This window comes from Thermoanaerobacterium calidifontis (assembly GCF_055381745.1).
The window spans coordinates 523,244-542,430 of the sequence record NZ_AP042436.1 but is presented as its reverse complement, the minus strand read 5'-3'; the positions used below and the strand labels follow the sequence as shown (position 1 = coordinate 542,430).

Annotated in this window: 17 protein-coding genes; 1 reads left to right on the top strand and 16 read right to left on the bottom strand. The window is 35.7% G+C overall.

The features are described 5' to 3' along the window. Position 1: 1 nt before the first annotated feature. From ACZ42G_RS02855 to ACZ42G_RS02785, 15 genes are all read right to left on the bottom strand, one after another. Complete coding sequence (locus tag ACZ42G_RS02855; protein WP_274892305.1) at positions 2-1,492, bottom strand: hypothetical protein; 1,491 nt, start codon at positions 1,490-1,492, stop codon at positions 2-4. A 15-nt stretch (positions 1,493-1,507) separates the two neighbouring features. Further along, a complete protein-coding gene (locus ACZ42G_RS02850) occupies positions 1,508-2,488 on the bottom strand; it encodes a zinc ribbon domain-containing protein (RefSeq protein ID WP_464851287.1) in 981 nt (326 codons plus the stop codon). After that, entirely contained in the window at positions 2,485-4,065 is a 1,581-nt protein-coding gene (locus tag ACZ42G_RS02845) for a HEAT repeat domain-containing protein (protein ID WP_464851285.1), read from the bottom strand. The genes ACZ42G_RS02850 and ACZ42G_RS02845 overlap by 4 nt, the downstream gene beginning before the upstream one ends. Further along, the gene (locus tag ACZ42G_RS02840; RefSeq protein WP_464851283.1) at positions 4,052-5,671 is read right to left on the bottom strand and encodes an Hsp70 family protein; all 1,620 of its coding nucleotides are present in this window, start codon (positions 5,669-5,671) and stop codon (positions 4,052-4,054) included. Before ACZ42G_RS02840 ends, ACZ42G_RS02845 begins: the two co-directional genes overlap by 14 nt. Positions 5,672-5,714: 43 nt before the next feature. Further along, complete coding sequence (locus ACZ42G_RS02835) at positions 5,715-7,658, bottom strand: MBL fold metallo-hydrolase (RefSeq protein ID WP_085112332.1); 1,944 nt, start codon at positions 7,656-7,658, stop codon at positions 5,715-5,717. A gap of 79 nt (positions 7,659-7,737) precedes the next feature. Beyond that, entirely contained in the window at positions 7,738-8,130 is a 393-nt protein-coding gene (gene dhaM, locus ACZ42G_RS02830; protein ID WP_085112333.1) for a dihydroxyacetone kinase phosphoryl donor subunit DhaM, read from the bottom strand. Positions 8,131-8,147: 17 nt separating this feature from the next. Continuing rightward, positions 8,148-8,789: a dihydroxyacetone kinase subunit DhaL gene (dhaL, locus tag ACZ42G_RS02825; RefSeq protein WP_464852090.1), complete on the bottom strand. Its 642-nt coding sequence runs from the start codon at positions 8,787-8,789 to the stop codon at positions 8,148-8,150. A 26-nt stretch (positions 8,790-8,815) separates the two neighbouring features. After that, complete coding sequence (gene dhaK, locus ACZ42G_RS02820) at positions 8,816-9,814, bottom strand: dihydroxyacetone kinase subunit DhaK (RefSeq protein ID WP_464851282.1); 999 nt, start codon at positions 9,812-9,814, stop codon at positions 8,816-8,818. A gap of 162 nt (positions 9,815-9,976) precedes the next feature. Next, positions 9,977-11,608, bottom strand: a complete 1,632-nt coding sequence (locus ACZ42G_RS02815; RefSeq protein ID WP_085112379.1) for a sigma 54-interacting transcriptional regulator — start codon at positions 11,606-11,608, stop codon at positions 9,977-9,979. Between the two features lie 53 nt (positions 11,609-11,661). After that, positions 11,662-12,027 carry a DUF1667 domain-containing protein gene (locus ACZ42G_RS02810; RefSeq protein ID WP_085112336.1) on the bottom strand — a complete coding sequence of 122 codons (366 nt, stop codon included), beginning with the start codon at positions 12,025-12,027 and terminating at the stop codon, positions 11,662-11,664. A gap of 1 nt (position 12,028) precedes the next feature. Further along, positions 12,029-13,297, bottom strand: coding sequence for an NAD(P)/FAD-dependent oxidoreductase (locus ACZ42G_RS02805; protein WP_464851281.1), 1,269 nt, complete (start codon positions 13,295-13,297; stop codon positions 12,029-12,031). Between the two features lie 3 nt (positions 13,298-13,300). Continuing rightward, positions 13,301-14,782: an NAD(P)/FAD-dependent oxidoreductase gene (locus ACZ42G_RS02800; protein ID WP_274894138.1), complete on the bottom strand. Its 1,482-nt coding sequence runs from the start codon at positions 14,780-14,782 to the stop codon at positions 13,301-13,303. A gap of 145 nt (positions 14,783-14,927) precedes the next feature. Continuing rightward, positions 14,928-16,418 (bottom strand): glycerol kinase GlpK, encoded by a 1,491-nt coding sequence (gene glpK, locus ACZ42G_RS02795; protein WP_085112338.1) that lies wholly within the window; start codon positions 16,416-16,418, stop codon positions 14,928-14,930. A gap of 42 nt (positions 16,419-16,460) precedes the next feature. Beyond that, on the bottom strand, positions 16,461-17,195 hold the full coding sequence (locus tag ACZ42G_RS02790) for an MIP/aquaporin family protein (protein WP_085112339.1): 735 nt from the start codon (positions 17,193-17,195) through the stop codon (positions 16,461-16,463). Between the two features lie 73 nt (positions 17,196-17,268). Then, positions 17,269-17,838 (bottom strand): glycerol-3-phosphate responsive antiterminator, encoded by a 570-nt coding sequence (locus ACZ42G_RS02785; RefSeq protein ID WP_464851278.1) that lies wholly within the window; start codon positions 17,836-17,838, stop codon positions 17,269-17,271. Between the two features lie 253 nt (positions 17,839-18,091). Between ACZ42G_RS02785 and ACZ42G_RS02780 the strand changes: the two genes are divergently transcribed. Further along, positions 18,092-18,502, top strand: coding sequence for an arsenate reductase ArsC (locus ACZ42G_RS02780; RefSeq protein WP_464851277.1), 411 nt, complete (start codon positions 18,092-18,094; stop codon positions 18,500-18,502). A 45-nt stretch (positions 18,503-18,547) separates the two neighbouring features. On the opposite strand, the gene ACZ42G_RS02775 is transcribed toward ACZ42G_RS02780, so the two are convergent. After that, the gene (locus ACZ42G_RS02775; RefSeq protein ID WP_464852089.1) at positions 18,548-19,177 is read right to left on the bottom strand and encodes a glycerol-3-phosphate acyltransferase; all 630 of its coding nucleotides are present in this window, start codon (positions 19,175-19,177) and stop codon (positions 18,548-18,550) included. Positions 19,178-19,187: the final 10 nt, after the last annotated feature.

The following is a 19,187-nucleotide window of genomic DNA, read 5'->3' as shown; positions in this document are numbered from 1 at the left end:
ACTACAATCCTTCCTTGACGTTTTTTAAAAGAGCTTCATACAAAAGCTTGCTGTTTTTCATGTCCTTGTACAACTTTATCCTTTTGTCGACACTTTCCATTATGGCAGCCTTAACATTTGACGTCGTCTCAAACTCCAAAGAGCTTTTTAAATAGTTTAAAAACTCATTTTCAAAATTCCCAGGAACAGGTATAATTCCTAAAAGTCGCCTCATGCGCACCTTTCTGTAATCAGGATTCATGAACTTTATTATATCATCTATCATGGAAACAAGGTTATTTATTTCGTCTTCAACAATGCTTCCATCTATTATATCGCCTGTGATATCGTCAAATTCGTCGCTGTCATCATTCATCAGATTTTCGTACTCAGCTAAAATTTCTATATCATTCAGTATATCTTCATCTATCAATGTATCTATCTCATTTTCAAGATAATTCACATCACTTAACAGTCTATTGTAATTGTAAAGCTCAAAATACCAATTAGAAATATTTTCGTTCAACATCTTTAAAAAGTCTTTGACTTTCTTTTTTGTATATCTTTCTTCGTATATACTGCTGTAAATGTCAAAAAAGATTTTTATTTTAGGTTCCTCATGCATAATATCTTCTATCTTTTTGTCTGATTTATAAAATATTAAAAGTCTATTTACGATCCTAATGAGCGAATAAACTATTTCTCTTACATCCTGTATCTTGCTTAAAAGCAAGATTGTATCTTTTAAATACATCTCCAAATCATCTTTTGCAGCATTCTTTAAGTCCAATGTCTGAAGCTCATCTATCTTGTTGGCTATCTCTGCAAATTTATCCCCATAACCTTCTACCAATTTTCCATAAAAATTTTCCTCTATCTCAAAAATGCTCTCTAAAAGTTTCTCGTAGCCAGTGTATTCATGGATCAAACCACTTTTCATGTAATCAAAAAACCTCTTTCTGGAAAGGGCAAAAGGTATAGCTGATATGACTTCCTGAATCCTCTCAAATTTCTCATCTTCATTTTCAAATACAAACTCTTTAATTTTATCGTAAAACTCATCAATGCTTATATTAATTTCATTCTGATTAAAAATCTTTAATTTGTCATTAAACACATCACTGCAATACCTTGCTTCCACAAAATACCCAAATAGCACTTCAAGATCTGCTTCTAACTTATCCTTTTCCTCTTGAAGCGTTTTTATGATGTTATCTTTAATCTTCATGTCTATCTGTCTATAATGCCTAATCCTACTGACAATATCTCTGTAACTTTCAACAGTAACGTACAGTTGGTTATCTACACTTTTTATAAACTTTAAAACACCACTTCTCTTTAAAATGATGTCATATAGATATACAGATTCATATATAAGTTCTAAGACGCAAATTGTCATGATTATGCTTTTTTGCCTTTTAAATACTTCTTTAAGAGCTCTCGAAATATTAGTTTCATCATTGTTATCTTCAATTAGTATCTTTTTAAGTTTTTGAATCTCATCATGATGCATTGTTACACCTCGCAATTATGAATTTTTAAGCATTTTTGATAGATCGTCCAACAAAGAGTAATCATCGTCTTCTAAACTTACTGCCGATTGCAAGTGAGCGGTTCCTCCATAGTTAGATGCAATCTTCTTCTCAATGTTAAATATCAATTCCTTGATTTCAGAGAAGTTTTTCTTTATTTCCTGATTGTCTTGTTGTAAATCCATCAATATTTTATTTAAAGAAACCTTTAAATTTTCACTTTTTTTCTCCTTAGCCATGCTTTCATTAATGAGTTTTACTACGTGTTTATCGAATTCTACACCTATATGCTCCAGAGTCATTTCCAAATGCCTTTTTTCCTGTCTTAAATCCTCCAATCTTTTGTTTAAAGATGCTATTTCCTTGTCCTTATTTTCCAACGCCTTTTTTAAATTGTCCACCTCAATTATATTCTTTTTTTCTTCTTTTATCAATTTGTCCTGCAATTTTTCTACTTCTCTTTCAAGTTTTTTGACCTTTTTGAGTAAGTCTACGCTATCTTTTTGATTCACTATTCTATCATCGTCTTCTACCAATTTTTCATCAGCCACATCCACATTTAGCTCCATGGCTTTATTAATTATATCACCAAGTTCCCACCTATTGTCAATAAGAAGTGCAGAAACGACATTTTCACGTCCATAATTGCGGCATAACTCAACGATGTTTTCTCCTATTTCGTCGACATCCATCTGGCTTATCTTCTCATAAAGATCTTTTTTTAGAACCTTCCATGCATCTATCAACTCATCATAGTTAAAATTTCCTTTTAATATTTCTTGCCTTAGTATAGGAACGATTTTTGATGGAGGGCTGGATTTTTCGTTTAGTCTAAATCCAGCAAGCTTCTTCTGGAGATTTTTGTCCTTATTAAAGGGTTTTATCAATACGTTGTATGGTAAAGAATACAAAAATATATCTAAACATTTGGCAATATCTATTCCATTTTTGTCTAACAAGGCACATCTTCCCTTCATGCTTTTATAAGTTTATCTTTTCCTTTGTAATTCCTCTCAATAATCTTTTGTGCAAGATATCTGATTCTGGTGCTATCGTTAAATGACGCATCAATAAAAATCCTCTCATTTATGATATTACTTAATAAACCTGTGTTCTTGCCTAAAATTTTGTAAATTGTGTATTGAATCTCCTCTTTCTTTGTTGTCTTGAGCTTTAAAATCAACTCTTCAGCCATGCTATCATCAATGTTGGTGTCTAAAATCCTTAATGCATTTAGGCATGCAAAGCCGTCATTATTTCTTATTAAGTATCTGACGCCATTGGTTATTTCCTTGCTTATCTTGCTGTCTTTAAAACCCTTAAGCCTTTTAAGCTCTTTGATTGCGCATGATATATCGTTGTAAGAATTACTTGAAGATATTAAATACTCAAATAATCCTCCCAAGTATTTTAACTCTCCTAACTGCACTAATGCAGACATAGTATTTATTCTAAGCTCCTTGTCATTCATATACTTTTTGATTATGTCCTTTGCCTCAAAAGCTTCCAAATTTGCCAATGACGTTATGATACAAGCCTTAACATCACTTTTGAAATTCTCATTCTCCAACATGTTCATTAAATATTTTACAGCCTTTTTGTCCTTTGTATATCCTAAACCTATGATGATATTTATTTTATCTTCTATCAAAGGAGATTCCAATGCCTCAATAAGCCTATCTGTTGCACTTTCAATCCTCATCTTTCCTAATGTTATAGCGGCTTTTTGATTGTACTCATCATTGTAAAGCATCTTCGACAAGCTTTCTATCGCCATCTCCTTTGAACGAGATATAACATTTGAATAGACTGTGTTGAGGCTTTTATTCTCGTTGTTCATGTAGCACTTCAAAATTTCAGACAGTGCATCTTCTCCAAATCGCGAAAGTCTATCTATGAGTCTAAATGCCACATTTCTTTCATTCACACTGAACCCATTGAATTTATTCACCATGTTTAAAATAGGCCTTACACATCTTTCATCACCAATGTCCAAAAGACATTCCGCAGCTTCGATTTTTAAACTTTCATTGTCAAACAAAAGCAAAAGCGTATCAAAAGCAGACTTCTCCTTAATAGTTCTTATGACTTCTATTGCTATTTTCATCTGAATATCCCATGACCAACTCTTTAATACGCTTATAAGAGCATCTCTCCCTGCCTTGCTTAAATTGCACACAGATACTAAGATCCTCAATATAGATTGGTAAATATTCCTATCATTTAAATTCAGTGCTTTAGTGCAGTATAAAAACATTTCGATAGGGTTCTGCCCTTCCTCTAATATGCTTTTAAATAAATCTATGATTTCAACTTCTATTAAATTCACTCCTTTTTCGCTTGTTGCACCTAATTTAAGCGTTTTTTCATAGATAAGCCGTGCATTTACATCAGATATATAGTATTCAAAAACCTGTTCTTTAACTGATTCCACTTTTTCAGCATTTGTAGCAGCTCCTAAATATCCTTTGCCTTCTTTGATTTCTTCATTGTGTATATTAAAAAACAAATCTCTGTTTTCTTGAAGCAAAGCTCTCCAATTAACAGCCATCATACAACACCTCTTTATCAAATGTGACATCTATTCTCTGCTTAAAATTTCCAGTAACCCATGCTTCTAAATGCAATATCCTGTTTTTGTCAAAAGTCACTTTTATAGAAATAGGCGTACCTGGCTTTATAATGTCAGTAAACGTCAATTGAACTGATTTAAGCCTTTTCATCTTTGGATCGTAAATGCTTTTCCCTGATAAAATGTCAAGCTTTATTCCTGTAGCATTGTCTACTTTCACAATGCCTTCATACACTTTTTCATAAGGTGCTTTCGTTCCTTGTCCTACTAATAGAACTGGCAAATTATTTTTCACATCAAGGTAAATATTCTCTGCTACCACGGGATATATGATGATTTTCCCTTTTTCAATTTTCTTTTTGTTTTCGTTGTAATAATTATACAATGCAGCACCTTTTGCTACCGAATACATAGGATCTAAGTAGCTTATAGTTTTTTTGCCAAAAAAGTTCTCTATCGTTTCCCTAACAGTGCTGTAAGCCGTCATGCCTCCAACTAAGAAGACTTCGTCAATATCTTCTTTGCCTAAATTAGCTTTATTGAGAGTATCAATTATGGGATCTATTATATTGAATCCTAAATTGCCTCCTTTTGTAAGTAAAGGCTTTATACACTCATCATATTCTTTTTTACTTATTTCAAATTCAAATGACTGCCCACTATAGAAATTTTTCAAACTATTCTTATACACTACATCGCCGTATTCTTCACCTGTTAAACCACTGCCTATAGTTGAAAACATGATTCTGGCTTTCTCAATCTCCAGCGACAATACGCTAAATATATATCGCTTTACATCAACATGATGCGGCATTCGCTTATGGTCGATATCGTTTAAAATAGAATACTTGTGCAATAAATACAAAACACCACATACATCAAAGTCAACGCCTCCAAGCTGTGTGTGTGGAGATATTGCCAATTCTTCAACTTTATAATCATCACCATTTATTTCCACATTCATTATGGATACGTCACAAGTACCTCCACCTAAATCAAATACCAAAACTTTTTTTGGCTTGCTAAAATCGTGGATAGCGTATCGTTTATCGCTTAATTTTTCTTCATAAATTAGATCCAATAATGCCGCTGTAGGCTCTGATATAAAGATAAGCCGATCCTCTAAAAATCCTGCCGATTTAGCTGCATTTTTAGTAGACTCAATTTGATCATGATTAAAAGACGCCGGAACTGTTATGACAGCACCGTCTACTCTTTCACCATAAAATCTTTCAACGCTTGCCTTAGCAACAGACAAAATTTTTTCCGCCACATCTTCTGGAGTGTATTTTTTGCTGTCAATTTGCCAAACATGATTCCTATTACCAATGTAATTCTTGCTATTGTAGATTACGCGATCATATTCAATGTTTTTCATATTCTTAGCCAATTGGCCTATAAATTCATTCCCATTATCATCCACATAAATGCAGGATGGCAACGTTTTTTTTGTTGTTATACTGCCGTTCTTATCGGAAATTTGCTCTATATCTAAAATATCAATCTTCACATTGCCATCTTCTATATAATCAGCACACGCTACAACTGTATTAGTAGTCCCAAGGTCAATGCCAATATATGGTTTCATTTTTCCTCCTTTACTCCCTCATGGTAAAATAAATTTAGACACACTAAGGAGCCACAACGTCTACATCATCAAACAAATTCAAAATCTCCTCAATATTAAATGTACTATTTGTCTTTGCTCCTCTGTGAACAATATAAACCTTTTTAGGCGTCAATTTCAAAAATACTTCTAAAATATCCTGCAGTATCCCATGATTTATAATAGGAATATTCTCCTGCAACATAGATATAGGTTTCTTTATGTTGTTGCTTATGTTAAGCAAAATCGCATTGTCAAATGACATCAACTCCCGTCCGTACACAAAAGAAGTGCTGCCTTCGGTTAGATTGTCCGAGCTGGTCATTACCAGACAATTTCCAAGAGAAATTTCTTTTCGTATGAATTCCCTTTTGCTATCATACAATTTTATGTCGTTTGCATTTAACACGCCATTTCCGTAAATGGGGCCCATTAATTTTTCATATAGCATGGTTATATGTGACAATGCTCCATCTACATACACATTGTACGGCATGTATTCAAAGTTTTTCTTCATAAGAATCAATAGATCCTGAGCTTTTCCTACAGCAAATGCAGGTATAAAGCCAACGCCATGATTGGCTAATTCCCTTATCACTTCCAGAATCAACTTATCTTGAATTGCCTTATCGTATACGCTAAAGCTTGACGTATATCCAAACGTAGCTTCAGTAATCAGCACATCAGCGTGCATTCCATCTGGAATCGTAAGACCACTATTTGTCTCAACATCTTTTACAGTAAAATCACCTGTATAAAACACCGAAAAACCGTCGATTTCTACATAAGCCCCGCAAGCTCCCAATATATGCCCAGACGGCATAAGTTTCACTAAGACTTTTCTGCCTTTCACAGATTCGTCAAAAAGGCAATCGGTCAATGTCATGCTGTTTATTTTATTCAGCAACTTATAATCAGCATCATTTAGGTTCAAATCCTGCATATTGCTGTTTTTAGAAAAAAATCCGTTCAATATATACTTTGTCTCATAAGACATAATTACAGGGCAGCTTAATCCGCTTTTTATAAGGTTTACAATTCCTCCACAATGATCAAGATGACAATGGGTAATAACAAGCAAATCAATATCTTTAATATCAACGCCAATTTTTTTTAAATTATCATAATATACGTTATCATCTTTAAAGTTAATGCCACAATCTAATAATACATTGACACCATCGTACGTTATTAAGTAACTACTGCCACCTGTACCACCACCTTCTAATAAATTAAATTTAAACAGATTAAAATCACGACCTTTACCATCTACTTCGCTGTAAAGCTGGTAATACTTCTTTAAAATAAATTTATTTTCAGGAAAATACCTAAAATATTTAACCTTTCTAAGCTCATCATCTCCTTTGACGCCCCATTGTATCATAAGCCTAATCATTCTCAAATTGTCGTGATTAAGCTCATAAGCCTTCCTCAATTCAATGCGCCATCTCGCATCATCATCATCTTTATATGCCTCTGCCAATACAGTATGTATTAACGACCGAAAAAATCTGTCAGTATTTTTTTCTGCCATATATAGTAGTTCGTCCTCAATTGAATAATTCCTGCTTTTATTTTTAAAACTTAATATAAAAATATATAAATTTATCCAATTATTTTCTTCATCATAGTTTATCAATTGCTCATATATGCCATCTTTTTTTAACGACAATTCAAACATGTCAAGCAGTAGCACACATTCAATAAATAATGGTATGTTATTCTTAGATAAAATAATATTATCAAAAATGTTCAAAAAGTGCTCTTTCGCATCTTCAATAATACCGAGATAAATTTCAACTTTAACTTGCCATAAAATTAAGTATAAGTAAATACTTCTATCGAGATCGCTGACAAGATTCTTTTGTTTGAAAATGTATTTATACGCATCCATATACCTCCTTTCTTCTACGTATGCTTTAAGCTTGGTATCGTATTCAGAAACTATATGATCGTAAATTGGCTTCACCCCCTCTGTATATTATATATTTTAATATTTTTTTATAAAAATTTCTACAAAAAAATAAAGCCTGGTTTCATCCAGGCAATTAAATCTTAACAAGATTCTTAGCTGCTTCTGCCACTTCTTTAACTTTTAATATGTCACTGCCTATTGAAGCTTCTACGCTTGCCGCAATCGTTCCTTCAACAAGAGGCGCATCTGCTATCTCAACTTTTCCCGCGTATTCTTCGTCAAGAAATTCTAACGCCATTTGAGCACTCATGACAGAACTTCCTAAATCAACTAAAATTAAAACGCCGTCACCGCTTTCGCACTTTTTTATTTCTTCTACGATTTCGTCTACATTTGTGCCTAATCGCCCATCTTTGGTGCCTCCAGATCTACCTATTCTAATTTTTCCTCCTGTCATCTGGTCAGCCAATTCGTACAAGCCATCCGCCACCTTCTTTGAATGAGACACAATAACTATACCTACCATTAGATCCAATCCTTTCCTCATTGTTGCAACTTATCTACATAATCAGCAACAGTTTTTATCATTAAATAAGCCGATGTCGCTCCAGGATCCTGGTGTCCAATGCTTCTTTCGCCAAGATAACTTGCTCTGCCTTTTTTGGCAGCAATGTCTTTAGTCATTAGAACACCATTGTATGCATCATTTGCCGCCGCTTCTATAGCTTCTTTTAAACCGCGTCCTTCACTTAATGTACTCTTTAACTCATTCAAGGCAGGTTCCATCGCGTCGATCATAGTCTTGTCTCCAGCTTGCGCTTTTCCTCTTTCTTTTATTCCAGAAAGGCCAGCCTCAAACATCGCGACAATATCATTTTCATCTAATGTGTTTTTACCTGATACTACATTGCCCATTCTCATAAAGAATGTTCCATAAAGCGGTCCAGATGCTCCACCTACAGTAGAAACTAAGACCATGCCAACATTTTTAAGTATTGCGCCTATGTCTTTGTCTGAAAATTGTGGCATCTTATCTCGCACCGCTTTAAACCCTCTATCAAGGTTTATGCCGTGATCAGCATCTCCTATTGCAGCATCCAATTCCGTAAGGTATTGTCTATTGTCCTCTACTATCTTTACTATGTCATCTAAAATGTTTACTACATCACTTTTTGTCAACAACAATATCATCATCCCTTTCAGCTTATATCCTATAATTGCTTAAATGCAGGTGTATCGGCTGATGCATCTAAAAGCGCTTTAAGCTCATCATCAAGTTTTAAAAGTGTTATTGAAAATCCGCTCATCTCAAGGGATGTCATGTATTCACCAACGAAAGTCTTATAAATGTTGATATTTTTTCCCATAAGGTATTCATTCACTTCTTTGTTTGCTATGAAAAGCTCTGAAATAGGTGTAGCACCAAGGCCATTTACCATCAATGCTACTTCATCACCGTCGTTAAACGGCAAATCAGAAACAATTTTGTCCATAAGTTCTGCAACTATCTCTTTCGCATTCTTTATATTCTCCCTATGTGTGCCAGGTTCACCGTGTATTCCAATTCCTATCTCAATTTCATCTTCATCAAGCGTAAAGCTTGGCTTTCCTGCTGCAGGCACAATGCATGGTGTAAATGCCATTCCCATAGACCTTAAATTCTTTATGACCTTTTCCGCAACTTCTTTGACTTCTTCAAGTTCAGCCCCTTTTTCAGCTTTAGCTCCCGCTATTTTATGAACGAAAACAGTGCCAGCAATACCTCTCCTTCCCTGCGTATATGTGCTGTTTTCAACAGCCACATCATCATTTACAATCACTTCTGAAACCTTTATGCCATCCATCTCAGCCATCTCTTTTGCCATCTCAAAATTCATTACATCGCCTGTATAGTTTTTGATTATGAGCAAAACACCTTTTCCTCCATCTACAGCTTTTATAGCTTCATAGATTTGATCAGGCGTTGGCGACGTAAAAACAGCACCTAAACAAGCCGCATCCAACATACCTTTCCCCACATACCCTGCATGTGCAGGCTCATGTCCACTGCCACCACCGCTTACAAGCCCGACTTTCCCTTCAACAGGAGATGACTTCCTTACTACTACATCTACATTATCAAGCTTTCTCAAGTAAGTTGGATATGCGTAAAGAAGTCCTGACACCATTTCCTTTACAACTTCTTCAGGATTGTTAATGAGCTTTTTCATGATATTAACCCCCATATTTTTTTTATTTTTTTATATCTATTGCAAATTCTATGCCAATAAAAAAGGTCATATGCAGATGAAAATATCAGCATATGACCACTTAACTGAAAAGATTTTTTGTTTTTCTTGGTAAAAAGTATCAATCATAAATACATTTTGATATTAATTTTCAACCAAATGAAATTTCCTTGCCTTTGCAGCTACAGTTTTATGTGTCAATCCTAAAGCTTTTCCAGCTTTGTTAAAACTTTTATACCTGGATAATGCGGCTTTGATTATTTTATACTCATAATTTTCCATCTTTTCAATATCGTAATTGTCGCCTAAATATATTACCTCATCGTCTTTGCTGTCTTTCACATTTTTTATATACGATGGAAGATCATCGAAGTCAATGTACTCTTTATCGCTTAATGTAATACATCTTTCAATGAGATTTTCCAGCTCTCTTATATTTCCCGGCCAATCGTACTTTATCAAGGCTTTTATGGCTGTATTTGTAATAAACTGAACATTTCTTCCAAGTTTTTTGTTCATCTTTCTTATAAAATGCTCTACCAAAACGGGAATGTCTTCTTTTCTATCCCTTAAGGCTGGCAAAAATACAGGTATAACATTTAACCGGTAATAGAGGTCTTCCCTAAATGTGCCATTTTTCATGGCTTCTTCAAGATTTTTGTTTGTTGCCGCAATTATCCTTACGTCTACTTTTATAGTCCTTATCCCGCCAACTCGTTCAAACTCTTTATCTTGAAGAACCCTTAAAAGTTTTGCTTGAATTTCAATTGGAATATCTCCTATTTCATCCAGGAAGATCGTCCCTCCGTCAGCAAGTTCAAACTTCCCTATTTTCTGCATTATTGCGCCAGTAAACGCTCCTTTTTCGTGACCAAAAAGCTCACTTTCTAAAAGTGTGCTTGGTATAGCAGCGCAATTTACCCTTATAAAAGGTTTATCGTGTCTTTTGCTTGAATAATGTATCGCATTAGCAACTAATTCTTTTCCTGTCCCGCTTTCACCACGTATTATGACGTTAGAATCCGTTTCTGCCGCTTTAGATGCCACCGTCAATGCATCTTTCAATTTTCCACTGTTACCTACTATTATGTCAAAGGCTTTATCAAGTTTTCTGCTTCTTTTAAGTTCTCCTTCAAGGTACTCGATTTGCGGAAAATCTTGAAATACCACCAATGATCCAGTAATGTTGCCTCCAGCATAAATAGGAGTCATGTTTAAAAAAAGCGTCTTTTCACCTATGACGTATTTTTTGTTTAAAAACTCACTTCCATATTTTAAGACTTGACTTACATCTATATCTGTCATAACCTCACTTATATTTTTGCCAATTGCTTTATCAAGGCTAAAGCCTGTTATTTTTTCAGACGCCTTATTAAATATAGTTATGATTCCATTATCGTCCGTAGCAATTATGCCAACTGCAATGGAGTTAAATATTTCTTCGTACGCAATAGACGTATTCTTTAAAAGCTCATATGTTCCACTCTCGTCATTTACCTTTTTTAAATCCACTAAAAAAATCTTTTTAATCTCTTCCATTGAAGAAATGCAGTTATCTCCTTCTACGATTATATCGATATCATCGCCTTCTGATGCAAAAAAAGTTATCATGGAAAGCATGCTATTGGCAGGCACAAGCCTTGCGCTTTCAGCTTTTTTAAGCATAACTTTGACATTGTCCTTTTTGCATACGTCATTTACTCTCCTGACTATCATTGCAGATATTTGCGAGTGTATATTAATTGGAGACTTTATTCTCTCACAAATTTTCTCCATACTTTGCATTCCTTCCTCATTAAAATGTGTCATAATTGATAAACCAAAAACAATTATTTGCTGTAAAGATTTCTCGTTGCAATAACATCTACACCAGTATTTAAGATGTTTTTGACAACGACATCTCCTACATTAATCGGTGGCTTTAAAGTTATTTTAGATAGCTCCAATACGGCTTTGCCGATAAGCTCTTTTGGAATTGGCTCTTTAGTCCTGACAGAAACTACTGGAAGATGACCCATTTCAGCCTTTACTATTGTAGTCAGAGTCCTTTTGGGTGCAACTATCTCATCTTCAGCATACTTTAATCCCCTTTTGCACTCATATCCTGTGATATTTACAATTTCCTTTCCTTCTATTTCCACAACCAAGCGACAACCATTGGGACAGACAATACATGTTAACTCCTTTTTTATCATTTTACACCACCTCTACTTCGAATGTGATTTCATCTGCTGGAGATAGATCATCTCTTAAAAATTTCTCTTTTGGCACATCTATTAATATCATCTCTCCTGGTGTTAGCCTCTGCATTTTTTTCCTGACTATATCTCTGCCACCTGATTTCACAGCGATATAAGCGTTTTTATACACATCAGTAGGCCTCATGTGAAATTTAACTTTTGCATCTATATTCTCATAATTTACTATTTGCGGCACCACATATCTAATGCCTGAACCAGCTTTCGCGACGATATATCGGCCTTCTTTTATTAACATATTATTAATGTACTTTACTGCAGAATCAGCCGCCAGCCTTGCTTCTTTTGTAACATTGTCCACAAGATCGTGCACTTGCAACACATTGCCACAGGCAAATATCCCTTCCACATTCGTCTCCATGCTTTCATTTACAAGCGGTCCCCCAGTAACGGGATCTAATATTATGCCTGCGCTTTTTGACAGTTCATTCTCAGGAATCAAACCTACAGACAATATTAAAGTATCACAACTTAAGTATTTAGCAGTGTTTAATATTGGCCTCTTGTTTTCATCTACCTGTGCTATCGTCACGCCTTCAACTCTTTCTTTGCCGCGTATTTCTATCACAGTATGACTTAAAAGAAGCGGTATGCCAAAATCATCTAAACACTGAACAATGTTTCTGGTAAGTCCACTGGAATAAGGCATAAGTTCAACAACGGCTTTTACTGTAGCACCTTCAAGTGTAAACCTTCTGGCCATTATAAGTCCGATATCGCCAGAACCCAATATTACAATTTCTCTGCCAGGCATGTATCCTTCCATATTTACATACCTTTGTGCCGTCCCAGCCGTAAATATCCCTGCGGGTCTTGTGCCAGGTATGCTGATTGCCCCTCTTGGCCTTTCTCTACAGCCCATCGCAAGTATTATCGCCTTAGCTTTAATCTCCATGACGCCATTTTCTTGATTTACTGCTTTAACTACTTTATCGCTTGATATGTTTAATACCATCGTATTAAGCATAATCTTTATCCCATATTTATTTACCTTTTCTATAAATCTTTCTGCGTATTCCGGACCAGATAATTCTTCTTTGAATTCGATAAGTCCAAATCCATTGTGTATACACTGCTGAAGTATTCCTCCTGGATAGCTGTCTCTTTCAATTATCAAAATGTCTTTTACACCTTTTTCATATGCTTCAACTGCTGCTCCAAGTCCTGCAGGACCTGCACCAATTATTACTATATCGTATTCCATCATCATCTACACCTCGCTTTTTAATAGTTCTTTGTACAAATTTGCGACGTATTCTTTCGCTTTGGCTGTTAAAATATTTGAATTGCCGCCAAACTTTGTGACACTAAGGGGATCTACATTAAGCTCTCTTGACAGAATCTCTAACACTCTGGGACTGCAAAATCCACCTTGACATCTGCCCATGCCAGCTCTAACACGCCTCTTTACACCATCAATGCTTTTTGCTCCAACAGGTCTTCTTATGACATCGATTATTTCACCTTCAGTAACTGTTTCACATCTGCAAATGATCTTTCCATAAGCAGGCTCTCTCTTTATCAGTTCATTTCTTTCTTCATCTGTCAATTCATTAAAGCGTATGACAGGCTTTCTCTTGGGATTAAAATTATCTTTTTCAGCCATTTTAAGTCCTGCATCTTTAAGAATTTCTCTTACCATCTCCGCAATTGCTGGTGATGATGTGAAACCAGGTGATTCAATGCCTGCTACATTTATAAACCCTTTAACATCTGATTCGCCTATAATAAAATCTTCCCCATCCACATCTGGCACAGCTCTTACGCCAGTAAATTGTGTTATCGTCTTCCTTTCGTTAAATTTTTCAACGCTTTTTTTGGCACCTTTTATGGCCTTCTCCAATCCTTTGTAAGTAGTCTTTCGAAATTCCTTATTGATTATATCCTCAGATGTAGGCCCTATAAGCAAATTTCCATCAACAGTTGGCGACACCAGTATTCCTTTCCCCATCTTTGTAGGAACCTGAAATATAACTGTATTTGCCAAATAACCTTCTTCTTTATCTAAAATCAAATATTCGCCTTTTCTTGGATGAATCGAGAAATGTTTATCGCTTACCATGTTGTTTATCACATCTGCATAAAGCCCCGCCGCATTTACTACGTATTTGCTAAAATACTCACTGTCTTGCGTTTTTACCCTAAAAACATCGTCTTCTCTATCTATAGATACGACTTCTTGATTAAATACAAATTCGACGCCGTTTTGTGCAGCGTTTTCAGCCAAAGCTATTACAAAACCGTAAGGACATATAATGCCTGCTGTCTTTGCATATAAAGCAGCAACAATTGTGTCGTTTATGTTTGGTTCAATTTCCTTAACCATATCTGAAGATATAATAGACATATTCTTGACGCCATTCTTTAGCCCTCTATCATACAATTTATAAAGGCTATCTACTTCATCTTGTGAAAATGCGGCAACAAGTGAACCAACTCTTTTCATTGGAACATCCAAATCTTTGCAAAGCTCATCAAACATTTCGTTTCCTCTTACATTTAGCTTGGCTTTCAATGTGCCAGGCACTGGGTCGTATCCAGCATGAAGTATGGCACTATTGGCTTTTGATGCACCACCTGACGCAACATCATCTTCTTTTTCTATAAGCAGAACTTTAATGTCGTATTTAGATAATTCTCTGGCAATTGATGAACCTACTACACCGCCGCCAATTATTATGACATCGTACATTTTACCATCCCTTTCAGCTACCAAAATTAATCTTAAAAAAAGACAAAGCCATATATAGCCGGCTCTCCGGTTATATATGGCTCTCCTATTCTCCGCCATCCTAATATTCAATTGTATCTTTTGTTTATCAATTTAATTATACCACTTAATTAGCCCAATTCATAGACCTTTCTACGGCTTTTTTCCATCCCGCATAAAGTTTTTCTCTTGTTTCATCGTCCATATTAGGCTCGAAATGTCTGTCAACGCCCCAATTCTTTGCTACTTCTTCTCTGCCGCTCCAGAAGCCTGTAGCAATACCCGCAAGATATGATGCGCCTAATGCAGTCGTCTCTATGACAGTAGGTCTATCTACAGGCACGCCAAGTATGTCTGCCTGGAATTGCATCAAGAAGTTATTTGCTGATGCTCCTCCGTCAACTTTTAATGCACTTAGCTTTATGCCAGAATCATCCTGCATAGCCTCTAAGACGTCTCTTGTCTGATACGCCAAAGATTCTAACGTTGCTCTTATTATGTGCTCTCTTTTCACACCTCTTGTCAATCCCAAAATCGCGCCTCTCGCATACATATCCCAGTATGGTGCACCTAATCCCACAAATGCCGGCACTACGTATACTCCATTTGTGTCACTGACCCTTTGAGCGTATTCTTCACTTTGCGGTGAATTGTCAATTATCTTAAGCTCATCTCTTAGCCACTGTATAGCAGCACCAGCTATGAATATACTTCCTTCTAAGGCATATTCAACTTTATCGTCGATGCCCCATGCTATCGTGGTAAGCAACCCATTCTTAGACGGTACAGCCTTTTCACCTGTATTCATAAGCATAAAGCATCCGGTTCCATAAGTATTCTTAGCCATTCCTTTGTCATAGCAGGTCTGACCAAATAGTGCTGCTTGTTGGTCACCTGCATCACCTGCTATAGGTATTTCAACGCCAAATATGTTTTTGTCCGTGTATCCGTATACATAGCTGGACGGTTTAACATCAGGAAGCATCGATTCTGGAATGCCAAGATATTCTAATATGTCCTTATCCCACTTCAATTCGTATATGTTGAAAAGCATCGTACGAGAAGCATTAGAATAGTCTGTCACATGTGCCTTTCCACCAGTCAAATTCCAAATTAACCAGCTATCAATATTTCCAAAGTAAAGATCGCCATTTTCTGCTTTCTCCCTTGCGCCTTCTACATTATCAAGTATCCATTTTATCTTCGTACCTGAAAAATAAGCATCAACTACAAGACCTGTCTTTTTTAGAATTTCTTTGTCAAACCCACTATTTTTGATTTCATCGCAGATAGGTGCAGTCCTCCTACACTGCCAGACTATCGCATTGTACACCGGTTTGCCTGTATTTTTATCCCAAACCACAGTCGTCTCTCTTTGATTTGTTATGCCGATTGCTGCAATGTCTTCTGCTTTAATCCCAGTTTTCTCAAGCACCGCCTTAGCCACTTCTATCTGAGAATCCAAAATCTCCATAGGGTCGTGTTCAACCCATCCCGGATTAGGGTAAATCTGCGTAAACTCCTTGTTTTGTGATGCAACTATGTTTCCACTGTGATCAAAGATTATTGCCCTTGAGCTTGTGGTGCCTTGATCTAATGCCATTATATACTTTGACATGCTACGTTCCCCCTATATTCTATATTTCATCCTTTATAAATTTTACAACATATTTATGAATGCCTGATATATCAAAGCTCCTAAAATACCTCCTACTATAGGTCCAAATAACGGAACAATAAGACCATATCCCCAATCAGAATCTCTCTTGCCTGGTATCGGCAATACAGCATGTGCAAGCCTTGGTCCTAAATCTCTCGCTGGGTTTATAGCATAACCTGTTGGACCACCAAGTGTAAGACCAATAACCCAAATTAAAATACCTACTAAGAATGCACCTAATGCCCCAACTTGATTGTGCTCATTTGTTATACCCAGTATTCCAACTAATAGCATTGCAGTTCCAATGACCTCTGTCAAGAAATTGTAAAACAGATTTCTGATGGCTGGAATTGTGCAAAAAACACCAAGTTTTGAATTCTTGTCTTCTGTAGCATGGAAGTGATCTCTATATGCCACATATACAAGCAAAGCTCCTACAAATGCTCCTAAAAATTGAGCCACAATATATCCCGGAACTTGCGACCAAGGGAATTTACCTAAAACTGCCAATGATATTGTAACTGCTGGATTAAAATGAGCTCCACCTATCCATCCCGTAATATACACAGGTACAGCAACTGCAAAAGCCCATCCTGCTGTTATGACTATCCAACCACTATTTTGACCTTTTGTCTTATTTAGTACAACGTTTGCAACAACGCCGTCACCAAGGAGAATGAGTATCATGGTACCAAAAAACTCGGACAAAATCTTGCCAAACAATGATATTTCCATAAAAACCCCTCCGTTTAAATTTTTAAATTTTTCCTAAAATCTGATCTATGCTCTCAATACCACCACCTCCTTGTCAGTCGACAAACCAAAGACTTTTTTCGCTTGTAGAAACTGCTACTGCACCAGAAGAAAGAGCATTTATCACATCTTCTTTTGTTTTAACTAAACCGCCTGCAATGATAGGTTGATACACTTCCGTAGTAAGCTTTTTCGTCACATCATGTGCAACACCTGGCATCACTTCTATTGCAGTTGGTTCAATCTGCTTAATTGAATTTAAACCTGTTTTTAGCGCTTGCGTATCCAGTAGAAAAATGCGCTCAATACAAGGAATATTCAACTCCTTAGCATATGTAAGTATATTAGTACGCGTAGAAATTATGCCATCTGGTTTTACTACTTCCTTAAGATACTCCACCGCCTTATAATCTTTACCAAGCCCTTCTACTAAATCAAAATGAATGAATGCTGTTTTCTCATGTGATTTAATGTCGTCAATTGCATCTTTCAATATCAATATATTACTTGTCAACAAAAATATTACTTCACAGTTAGATGAGTAAACATCTTTTAAATCCTCTAAATTTCTTATGGCTGCGATAATGGGAAAATTTTTGATCCTTTCGATAATAAAATTCTCCACTTCAATTCCTCCTATCATTTTATAAATGCAAATTGTATGCCAACACATCTTCATTTATTTTAGCATATACGGAATTAATAAGTTGATATATATTATCAATTTTATGCTTTTACATGGTATTTAATATCAATTTTTCAAAGTTCTTTGTTTTCTAAAATTGACGTAGTAAACATTATAAATTATAATATGAATATTATCAAACATGACTATATGAAAATTACGATTATAAAGTTCTAAACAGGAGGACAAAATTATGAAAGTAAAAGTAGCTTTCATCTGTGTAGCAAATTCATGCAGAAGTCAAATGGCAGAAGGTTTTGCAAAACATTTAGGGTCAGATATATTAGAAGCCTATAGCGCTGGCACAAAACTTGCTGAAAGGGTAAATCCAAATGCGGTTGAAGTCATGAAAGAAGTAGGCATCGACATAAGTAATCACAATCCAAAACTTTTAGATGAGATACCGCCAAAAGTGGACATCTTGATTACTATGGGATGCAATGTAGAATGCCCGTATATACCTTGCAAGTTAAAAGAAGACTGGGGCTTAGATGATCCCGATGGGAAACCAATAGATGAGTTTAGAAAGACAAGAGACATAATCGAATCAAAAGTTAAAGAACTCATCAAAAGAATTAAAAATAATGAAATAAACTTAAATTAACGCATATCCACAATTCTATTTAAGCCAGCAAGTTTTCTTGCTGGCTTATCTCGTAACAGCGTTTTTTTCATGACGTTTCTCGTAAAAATCTTTATAAAGCTTATAGAGCTTTTCCTTATTTGTATATGTAATGATGAGAAGATTAGCAAACCATATATCATAAATATACATCTGGTATGATTTGTAATAAAGAAATAATACCAAAGTCAACATCCCAACCACAGCCATCAATCCATCTAGTTCAGATGATGTAGCTTTTCCCTTGTTTAAAATGACGGCTATGACATACAATATCGCCAATATGACGGCGTATGCAATAGACACTCTAAACGATGTTAAAGCACTCCATACGCCAAACGTAACAGCTATTCCCTTACCACCACGCCATTTTAGAAAAGGAGAAAAAACATGACCTAATATAGTAGCGACAGCCACAGGAACTATTTCGGTACCACTAATGTATCCCTTTGCCATCATGAATGACAATGGAAAGTACCCCTTTAAAAAGTCAAGGACAACTCCTAAAATACCAAATTTATATCCAGCCGCATGCCACAAGTTAAAAGCACCGGGATTTCCATCACCGTAATGACGTATATCTTTTAAAGCCAATAATCCTAACCAGTACGAAAACATCATTGAACCGCTTAGAAATCCTATTAAGACAAAAAGCATTATCAACGCA